Below are 10,377 nucleotides of genomic sequence, written 5' to 3'. Positions count from 1 at the left end.
CTTCTGAAGAACCATCCTTAGAAAGGAGGTGATCCAGCCGCAGGTTCCCCTACGGCTACCTTGTTACGACTTCACCCCAGTCGCTGACCCTACCGTGGCCGGCTGCCCCCTTTCGGTTAGCGCACCGTCTTCAGGTAAAACCAACTCCCATGGTGTGACGGGCGGTGTGTACAAGGCCCGGGAACGTATTCACCGTGGCGTGCTGATCCACGATTACTAGCGATTCCAACTTCATGGGCTCGAGTTGCAGAGCCCAATCCGAACTGAGACGGCTTTTTGAGATTTGCGAAGGGTCGCCCCTTAGCATCCCATTGTCACCGCCATTGTAGCACGTGTGTAGCCCAGCCCGTAAGGGCCATGAGGACTTGACGTCATCCCCACCTTCCTCGCGGCTTATCACCGGCAGTCTCCTTAGAGTGCTCAACTAAATGGTAGCAACTAAGGACGGGGGTTGCGCTCGTTGCGGGACTTAACCCAACATCTCACGACACGAGCTGACGACAGCCATGCAGCACCTGTCTCCGGTCCAGCCGAACTGAAGGACTCCATCTCTGGAGTCCGCGACCGGGATGTCAAGGGCTGGTAAGGTTCTGCGCGTTGCGTCGAATTAAACCACATGCTCCACCGCTTGTGCGGGCCCCCGTCAATTCCTTTGAGTTTTAATCTTGCGACCGTACTCCCCAGGCGGAATGCTTAAAGCGTTAGCTGCGCCACTAGTGAGTAAACCCACTAACGGCTGGCATTCATCGTTTACGGCGTGGACTACCAGGGTATCTAATCCTGTTTGCTCCCCACGCTTTCGTGCCTCAGCGTCAGTATCGGGCCAGTGAGCCGCCTTCGCCACTGGTGTTCTTGCGAATATCTACGAATTTCACCTCTACACTCGCAGTTCCACTCACCTCTCCCGAACTCAAGATCTTCAGTATCAAAGGCAGTTCTGGAGTTGAGCTCCAGGATTTCACCCCTGACTTAAAGACCCGCCTACGCACCCTTTACGCCCAGTGATTCCGAGCAACGCTAGCCCCCTTCGTATTACCGCGGCTGCTGGCACGAAGTTAGCCGGGGCTTATTCTTGCGGTACCGTCATTATCTTCCCGCACAAAAGAGCTTTACAACCCTAGGGCCTTCATCACTCACGCGGCATGGCTGGATCAGGCTTGCGCCCATTGTCCAATATTCCCCACTGCTGCCTCCCGTAGGAGTTTGGGCCGTGTCTCAGTCCCAATGTGGCTGATCATCCTCTCAGACCAGCTACTGATCGTCGCCTTGGTGAGCCATTACCTCACCAACTAGCTAATCAGACGCGGGCCGATCTTTCGGCGATAAATCTTTCCCCGTAAGGGCTTATCCGGTATTAGCACAAGTTTCCCTGTGTTGTTCCGAACCAAAAGGTACGTTCCCACGCGTTACTCACCCGTCTGCCGCTGACGTATTGCTACGCCCGCTCGACTTGCATGTGTTAAGCCTGCCGCCAGCGTTCGCTCTGAGCCAGGATCAAACTCTCAAGTTGGACTTGAAACTTTAAACCGGCTGATCACAACGTTTGACGAGGTCCCACCATATTTATCGCCCGCGATTCACATCGCTGACGACGATGGTGTAACCTATGTAAACGTGTACCGCCGAAGTCTTTCGTCCAGCCTCGAAAGATGAAAACCGAAGTTTTCAAGTATTCGAGACTACGCAAGGACTCCGCCGTCCACGTTTCTCTTTCTTCATCTTCACTTGTCAAACAGCCCGGGATCGCTGGGACCCCACCCTTCCACTTCTGGAAGGTTTCCGCACACCTCATCCGACGACGAATGACAACCGACTGTTATCGGCTGTTGAGTCACTCATCGTAATGAGGAGCTTACGGGGCGCGAATAGATGCCTTGGCCTCGGGGCCAATGCATCGCCGCGCTCAGTGGCCGGGTTATAGGCCCGCCCGATCGGGGTTGTCAACGGCCATCGTCAACAAATTGTCGCATCACGTCGAAGAATTTTGCGACGCCAAGAAGTCCCTATGTTTCGGGCCTTTGGCCGCACTTGAGCCACATTCCTGCGACGTTCTGACTATAAGGTATGCATTGAATCGCCGGGTGCCAGTGGGGGCTGCCGGTGTTCATTTTACCCGGGACAGGCGATCTCGATAACCCGTCGCCTTTCCCACGCGGCCAGGAAACTTCGAGAGATCTGCTCACCATTGACGTTCGAGACTGTGGCCGATCTTCTTCTGGCCTCTGATTCCCGAATTTCCATGCGTGCGGCAACGCCATGCTCCGGAATCGTTCCCTAAAAGGAACGAAAACGTGGGGTCTGGATCGGGCGAGGGTCTTGTCGGATGTCGATGGAATTTGGGGGGATGCAGGGTTGAGCCAGAAGGCGCCACGCGGGAGCGGCTATGCACGTGAGACCGGGATCATCGATCTCGGTCACGAGCCGCCACTTTCCGTCGATGGCTCCGAGGCCGCGGTGATCGATCGCCGTCGCGTCTCCGTACAATGGTTTAGCGGCACTATCCTGACCGGCCTCTGCGGCGCGGCCCTCATCGGCGGCGCCGTTTTTGCGTCGCTCGACGGCGAAATGACCTTTGCCAAGGTGCCGGAGCGCGTCGAAGGCGCATTACGCGGGGCGTTCGGCGCCAACGATCGCACCACCACCCTGCACAAGAGCGACCGCCTGCCGCCGCCCGGCGAATCCAGCGCCTCGCGCAATGTGATGCGGGTATCGACCGTCACCCGCGTCGGCAACCGCGACGTGATGCGGGTACGGCCGTTCGTCCGCATCTCCGGCAATCTGTCGATGACGACGAGCGACCTCAGCTCAAAAATCCCGCCGTTCAACGCCCAGCGCATGCTGACCGATGTCGGCAGCACGACGCAGGCCGCTTCCGAGGATCCGAACAATCCCGAGGCCGTCGAACCCGACGCCGAGGTTTCCTTCGTGACGAAGGATCTCGCGACCGTGCTGCCCAAGGCGAAACTCGCCGCGGTGGTCGCACTCGACGAAGTCCTGATGCGGGTGCGCGATGCCGCGAACTGGCGTGGCTCAGGCGGCGTCCGCTACACCTCGCTTGCCAATGCCGCGGCGGATGCCAGCGGCGTGCAGTCCGATCTCAAGCTCGCCTACGCCACCGAAGGCAACGTTTCCGATCCCTATGCCGGCTTTGAAACGCGCGTGGTGCCGGAAAACGTCACCCTGCTGCCGAAGACCAAAGACCAGATCACCGGCGGCAACCCGTCCGGCGAACGCGTTCACACCGTGAAGAAGGGCGACAGCATCGCCTCGATCCTGCGCGACCAGGGCGCCACGCCCGATGAGGCCAGGGCGGTGGCGCTGACCCTTGGCCCCCGCGGCCGCGACGGCGGCCTCAAGGAAGGCCAGAAGGTCCGCATTCTGATGGCGCCCTCGGGGCTCGGCCCCGCCGCCCGCCTGCAGCCCTATCGCGTGATCGTCGCCAACGACACCACCGTCGAAGCCGTGGCCGCATTGTCGGACGTCGGCAAATACGTCGCCGTCGACGTACAGAGCATGAATACCGTCGCCGAGGCCACCACCGGCAAAGACGACGACGATGATGAGGATGACGGCAGCGGCGTCCGCCTCTACCAGAGCATCTACGAGACCGCGCTGCGCAACAAGGTGCCGGCCGCCGTTATCGAGGACATGGTCCGGATCTATTCCTACGACGTCGACTTCCAGCGCAAGGTACAGCCCGGCGACTCCTTCGACGTGTTCTTCGCCGGCGACGACGAAGGCACCGCCAGCACCGAAAAGACCGAGGTGCAGTTCGCTTCGCTCACCGTCGGCGGCGAGACCAAGAAATACTATCGCTTCCAGACCCCCGACGATTCCGTCGTCGACTTTTACGACGAGACCGGCAAGAGCGCGAAGAAGTTCCTGGTGCGCAAGCCCGTCAACAACGCGATCATGCGTTCGGGCTTCGGCGGCCGCCGCCACCCGATCCTGGGCTACACCAAGATGCACACCGGTGTGGACTGGGCGACCCCCTACGGCACGCCGATTTTCGCCTCCGGCAACGGCGTAGTCGAGAAGGTCGGCTGGGAAGGCGGCTACGGCAAATATGTCCGCCTGAAACACAACAACGGCTACGAGACCGCCTATGGCCATATGTCCGCCTTCGCCAAGGGCATGGAGCCCGGCAAGCGCGTGCGCCAGGGCCAGGTGATCGGCTTCGTCGGATCGACGGGCATGTCGACCGGCGCCCATGTTCACTACGAAATCCTGGTCAACGGCCGCTTCGTCGACCCGATGCGTGTCAAGCTGCCGCGCGGCCGCTCGCTCGAAGGCGCGATGATGGCGAACTTCGAAAAAGAGCGCGATCGCATCGATACCCAGATGAACAACCGCGGCAGCGCGGCCCGCGTATCCGAAGCCACCGGCACCACGCCGCAGACCCGCCAGATCAGCCGCTGAGCTTTCGATAGGACCTTGAGGATCGGACCGGCGTCTCACGCCGCATGTCGGATTATGGCAGCGGCCGCACTGGCGCCCCAACAGTTTCGTTTGCCAAACCGCCCGCCGCGACAAATACTGCCTCCCATAAAAATCCGTGGGAGGAGGCATCATGACGCGCAGGCTTGCACTCGCAACGACGGTTGCGGCGATCGTTCTTGGAAACACGGCCGGCGCATCGGCGCAGACCTACGAGGTTACCAAGCTGGTTCCGGGATCGGCGTTTCATGGCGTGCACGGGCTCGGGATCGACAAGTCCGGGCGCCTGTTCGCCGGCAGCGTCGCGGGCGCCGCGCTCTACGAGGTAGATCGCAATAACGGCACGGCGAAGATTGCGGTCCCCTCGCCCGAAGGCATGGCCGACGACATCGCGTTTGCGCCCGACGGCACCATGGCGTGGACGGGCTTCCTCACCGGCGATCTCTATTCGCGCAAAGGCGACGGCCCGGTGAAGAAGCTCGCCTCCGGCCTGCCCGGCATCAACTCGCTCGCCTTCCGCAAGGATGGGCGGCTGTACGCAACGCAGGTGTTTTTGGGCGACGCGCTTTATGAGATCGATGTCGAGGGCGTAAAACCGCCGCGCAAGATCATGGAGAAGATGGGCGGCCTCAACGGCTTCGAATTCGGACCGGACGACATGCTGTACGGCCCGCTGTGGTTCAAGGGCCAGGTCGCCAAGGTCGACGTCGACAAGGCCGAACTCTCCGTGGTCGCCGACGGCTTCAAGATTCCGGCTGCGGTTAATTTCGATTCCAAGGGCAATCTCTTTGTGGTCGATACCGCGCTCGGCCAGTTGGTGCGGGTCGATCCGAAGAGCGGCGCCAAGAAGATGGTCGCGCAGCTCAAGCCCTCGCTCGACAATCTCGCGATCGACGACAAGGATCGCATCTTCGTCTCCAACATGGCCGACAACGGCATTCAGGAGGTCGATCCGGAAACCGGCACTGCCAAGCAGGTCATCATCGGCAAGCTGGCGCTGCCCGGCGGCATCGGCGTTGTCTCTGACGGCGGAAAGGACACCATCTATGTCGCCGACGTGTTCGCCTACCGCACCGTGGATGGCGCGACCGGCGAGGTCTCCGAACCGGCACGCATGCATGCCGACGGCGTGACGCTGGAATATCCGATGAGCGCCACCGCCAAGGGCGACGATGTGCTGCTGTCGAGCTGGTTCACCGGCACGGTGCAACTGATCGACCGCAAGACCGGCAAGACCAAGGAGATGCTGCACGACTTCAAGGCGCCGCACGACGCGGTCAAGCTCGGCGACGGCAGCATTCTCGTCAACGAACTCGGCAGCAAATCGCTGGTCCGCGCCTCAGGCGAGCACGGCAAGGACCGCACGGTGGTGATCGGCAACCTCGAAGGGCCGGTCGGCCTTGCCGCGGGATCAGGCGGCGCGGTCTATCTGACCGAAGCCTTCGCCGGCCAGGTCTCGAAGGTGGAAGCCAACGGCGAGAAAACCGTCATCGCCAAGGATCTCAAGGGACCCGAGGGCATCGCGCTGGCACCGGACGGCAAATTGATCGTGGCCGAAGTCGGCGCCAAGCAGATCATCCAGATCGATCCGGCGAACAGAACGGTGACCGAGATCGCCGGCAATCTGCCGATTGGCCTGCCCGCCACGCCCGGCGGCCTGCCGAGCAACATTCCGACCGGCGTCGGCGTCGGCGCGACCGGGGTAATCTACTTCTCGTCGGATTTGGAAAACGCGATTTACAAGGTCACGAAAAAATAGACGCCGACACCGGTAGCTCCCGGAACTCCGGCCGCGGTCTCCGGTTGATGATGCAGGGCAAAGCCGCCCGCTGCGGCGGGCGGCGTATGCCTGAGTGATGGAGGTCATCATGCAGATTACGCGTGAGGACGTTGCCAGGGTCGCCAGCGGGGCTGACGACGTCACCATCGCCCAGATCATTGGAACCGGCGCGACCGTGGACGAACTCGCGGAGGCGCAGGCCTGGTTGGCTAATGACGAGCCGCTGATGAGCGCCGGCAGGCCGCTCGCAACCGGCCGCGTTCGCGCACTCGTCGACATCCTCTCGGAGCTTGACCCGAGCGACGACGAGGATGACAGGAGCGGCAGCCCGGCCGTCGAGCAGATCTGACGAACACCCCGGCGTTGGATGCACCCGCCTCTGACGGGATGCATCCAATCGCGCTCGTGTCTCGCCTCAGTTCAACTTACGCTTCGGCACCGGCGTTTCGAACTGCGCGATCTCGGCGGTCTGCGGCGACTTGCCGTTGAAGGTCAGCACGTTGCCCTTGCTCGAGATCACGACGCGGTCGCCATCGGCGACTTCGCCGGCGAGGATCATCTCGGCCAGCGGGTCCTGCAGGTTGCGCTGGATCACCCGCTTCAGGGGCCTCGCGCCATAGGCGGGATCCCAGCCCTTGGCGGCCAGCCAATCGCGCGCCGCGGCATCGAGCGTCAGCGTGATCTTGCGATCCTCCAGAAGCCTCTGGAGACGAGCGAACTGGATCTCGACGATCCGCCCCATCTCGCTCTTCTGCAGGCGGTGGAACAGGATGATCTCGTCGACGCGGTTGAGGAATTCGGGCCGGAAATGCGCCCGCACCATCCCCATCACCTGCTCGCGCACTTCGGACGTATCCTCGCCTTCCGGCTGGTTCACCAAAAATTCCGAACCGAGATTCGAGGTCATGATGATCAGCGTGTTGCGGAAGTCGACGGTGCGGCCCTGGCCATCGGTCAGGCGGCCGTCGTCGAGCACCTGCAGCAGCACGTTGAAGACATCAGGGTGCGCCTTCTCGATCTCGTCGAACAGCACGACCTGATAGGGCCTGCGCCGCACCGCCTCGGTGAGCGCCCCGCCCTCGTCATAGCCGACATAGCCGGGAGGCGCGCCGATCAGCCGTGACACCGAGTGCTTTTCCATGAACTCGGACATGTCGAGGCGGACCATCGCGGTCTCGTCGTTGAACAGATATTCCGCCAGCGCTTTGGTCAGCTCGGTCTTGCCGACGCCGGTCGGGCCCAAAAACATGAACGAGCCCATCGGGCGGTTCGGGTCCTGCAGGCCCGCACGCGAACGGCGCACGGCGGTTGCCACGGCACGCACGGCTTCGGCCTGGCCGACCACGCGCCTGCCGAGCTGGTCCTCCATCTTCAGCAGCTTGTCCTTTTCGCCTTCCAGCATCTTGTCGACGGGAACGCCGGTCCAGCGCGACACCACCTGCGCGATGTGGTTGGCGGTCACCGCCTCCTCCATCATCTCGCCGGGGTTTTCGTTGGCCTCGATGGATTCGAGCTTCTTCTCCAGTTCCGGAATCTTGCCATAGGCGAGCTCGCCCGCGCGCTGGAATTCACCGCGGCGTTGCGCGTTCGCCAGTTCGATGCGCAAGGCGTCGAGCTCGCTTTTCAGCTTCTGCGCGTCGGAGAGCTTGTTCTTCTCCGCGCTCCAGCGCGCCGTCAGCGCCGCCGATTTGTCCTCGAGATCGGCCAATTCCTTTTCCAGCGCCTGCAGGCGGCTCTTGGAGCCGATGTCGGTTTCCTTCTTCAGCGCCTCCTGCTCGATCTTCAGCCGGATGATTTCCCGGTCCATCAAATCAAGCTCTTCGGGCTTGGAATCGACCTGCATCTTCAGCCGCGCCGAAGCCTCGTCCATCAGGTCGATCGCCTTGTCGGGCAGGAAACGGTCGGTGATGTAGCGGTTCGACAGCGTGGTCGCGGCGACCAGCGCGGAATCGGTGATACGAACGCCGTGATGCTGCTCGTATTTGTCCTTCAGGCCGCGCAGGATCGAGATGGTATCCTCGACCGTCGGCTCGGAGACGAATACCGGCTGGAACCGGCGCGCCAGCGCGGCGTCCTTTTCGACATGCTTGCGGTATTCGTCGAGCGTGGTGGCGCCGATGCAGTGCAGCTCGCCACGCGCCAATGCGGGCTTCAGCAGGTTGGACGCGTCCATCGCGCCGTCAGCCTTGCCGGCGCCGACCAGCGTATGCATCTCGTCGATGAACAGGATGATCGAGCCCTCGGCGCTGGTGACTTCCTGCAGCACGGCCTTCAGCCGCTCCTCGAACTCGCCGCGATATTTGGCGCCCGCGATCAGAGCGCCCATATCGAGCGACAGCAGCTTCTTGTCCTTCAGGCTCTCCGGCACGTCGCCGTTGAGGATGCGCAGCGCCAGACCCTCGACGATGGCGGTCTTGCCGACGCCGGGCTCGCCGATCAGCACGGGATTGTTCTTGGTGCGGCGGGACAGCACCTGGATGGTGCGGCGGATTTCCTCGTCGCGACCGATCACGGGATCGAGCTTGCCGTCGCGCGCGGCCTGCGTGAGGTCGCGGGAATATTTCTTCAGGGCGTCATAGGCATTTTCGGCCGTCGCGCTATCGGCGGTCCGGCCCTTGCGCAGCGCTTCGATCGCCGAATTGAGATTTTGAGACGTGATGCCGCCCTTGCCGAGAATGGCACCGGCCTCGCTGCCCTTCTCGAGCGTCAGGCCCAGCAGCAGCCGCTCGACCGTGACAAAGCCGTCGCCGGCCTTCTCGGCCGCCTTTTCCGCCGCATCGAAGGCGCGCGCCATGTCGGGCGCAAGATAGATCTGCCCGGCGCCGCTTCCCGACACTTTCGGCAGCTTCTTCAGCGCATCCTCGGTCGCCTTGAGGATCGCGCGGGAGTTACCGCCGGCGCGGTCGATCAGGCCGCCGGCCAGCCCCTCGCTGTCATCAAGCAGGACTTTGAGCATATGCAGCGACGAGAACTGCTGGTGTCCGTCGCGCATGGCGAGCGATTGCGCAGACTGGACGAAGCCGCGCGCCCGCTCGGTGTATTTTTCAATATTCATCTTTGTTGATTCCCTCGGCCTGCCGTCCCCACCCCTGAGGCATGATTACGGCATCTTCATTGGGTTCCGCGGAGCCGCATTGATTTTCCTCAACCGGCCGCAGTCGTCGCCCTCATTTCAGGCTTGACGCAAATGTGGGCATCGGGCGGCAAAACGGAAGAGGCCCGGTCACAAATTCGAGAGCGGTGGCGCACGACAGGGGAATCCCTTAATAAGCCGCATGCCTGCCACCGCCCCGCCTGCCCGGATCACCGGAATCTACCGCTACCCCGTCAAGGGCCTGACCCCCGAGCAGCTTGCCCACGCCGAACTTAGCCCCGGCCAGACGCTTTTGGCCGACCGCCGCTACGCGATCGAAAACGGCCCCTCCGGGTTTAACCCGGTCGAGCCGAAATGGCTGCCGAAACCACACTTCCTGATGTTGATGCGCGACGAATGGCTGGCCGGCCTGCGCACCCATTTCGACGATTCGAGCAACGTGCTCGCGATCAACCACAACGGCCGGATCGTGGCCCAGGGCAATCTCGCAACGCCCGAGGGCCGGGCGACGATCGAAAACTTCTTCGCCTCGACTTTTCCCGACCTGATCAAGGGGCCGCCGAAGGTGTTGGAAAGCCCGGGCCACAGTTTTTCGGATGTCGCCCGCAAGGTCGTCTCCATCATCAATCTCGCCAGCGTCCGCGCCATCGAGAACATGGTGGACGCGCCGGTCCATCCGCTTCGCTTCCGCGCCAACCTCTATGTCGAGGGCTGGCCGGCCTGGCACGAATTCGACCTCGTCGACCGCACGCTGGCGATCGGCGACGTGAGACTCAAGGTCGTGAAGCGCATCGTCCGCTGCGCAGCCATCAATGTCGATCCGGATACGGCCCAGCGCGACCTCGCCATTCCGCAAGCGCTGCAGCGCATGCTCGGCCACGGCGACTGCGGGATCTATGCCGAAGTGATCGAGGGCGGCACCATCAGTGCCGAGGATATTATTGCGGCGGAAGAGCCGGAGTTGTTGTGATTTAGTTCGAGGCGGCTCTACGATTTCCGCCGTCATTGCGAGCGAAGCGAAGCAATCCATCCTTCCGTACGCTGGGTGACCATGGATTGCTTCGCT

The 10,377-nt window shown here is 62.2% G+C and carries 5 protein-coding genes and 1 rRNA gene; 4 read left to right on the top strand and 2 right to left on the bottom strand.

Annotated elements, in window-relative coordinates; genetic code table 11:
- Positions 1-21: 21 nt before the first annotated feature.
- Positions 22-1,510: ribosomal RNA gene (locus tag V1283_RS42450) — 16S ribosomal RNA — on the bottom strand.
- An 842-nt stretch (positions 1,511-2,352) separates the two neighbouring features.
- Between V1283_RS42450 and V1283_RS42445 the strand changes: the two genes are divergently transcribed.
- From V1283_RS42445 to V1283_RS42435, 3 genes are all read left to right on the top strand, one after another.
- Positions 2,353-4,419 (top strand): peptidoglycan DD-metalloendopeptidase family protein, encoded by a 2,067-nt coding sequence (locus V1283_RS42445; RefSeq protein ID WP_334392530.1) that lies wholly within the window; start codon positions 2,353-2,355, stop codon positions 4,417-4,419.
- A gap of 151 nt (positions 4,420-4,570) precedes the next feature.
- Positions 4,571-6,196, top strand: a complete 1,626-nt coding sequence (locus tag V1283_RS42440; protein ID WP_334392529.1) for a Vgb family protein — start codon at positions 4,571-4,573, stop codon at positions 6,194-6,196.
- A gap of 109 nt (positions 6,197-6,305) precedes the next feature.
- Complete coding sequence (locus V1283_RS42435; RefSeq protein WP_442895830.1) at positions 6,306-6,566, top strand: hypothetical protein; 261 nt, start codon at positions 6,306-6,308, stop codon at positions 6,564-6,566.
- A 66-nt stretch (positions 6,567-6,632) separates the two neighbouring features.
- Here the strand turns inward: V1283_RS42435 and clpB are convergent, their stop codons facing one another.
- Positions 6,633-9,272, bottom strand: a complete 2,640-nt coding sequence (gene clpB / locus V1283_RS42430; protein ID WP_334392528.1) for an ATP-dependent chaperone ClpB — start codon at positions 9,270-9,272, stop codon at positions 6,633-6,635.
- 220 nt (positions 9,273-9,492) lie between these two features.
- Between clpB and V1283_RS42425 the strand changes: the two genes are divergently transcribed.
- On the top strand, positions 9,493-10,281 hold the full coding sequence (locus tag V1283_RS42425) for an MOSC domain-containing protein (RefSeq protein ID WP_334392527.1): 789 nt from the start codon (positions 9,493-9,495) through the stop codon (positions 10,279-10,281).
- Positions 10,282-10,377: the final 96 nt, after the last annotated feature.

This window comes from Bradyrhizobium sp. AZCC 2262 (genome assembly GCF_036924535.1).
Lineage (GTDB): Bacteria > Pseudomonadota > Alphaproteobacteria > Rhizobiales > Xanthobacteraceae > Bradyrhizobium.
This window is presented reverse-complemented; position numbering and strand designations above follow the sequence as displayed.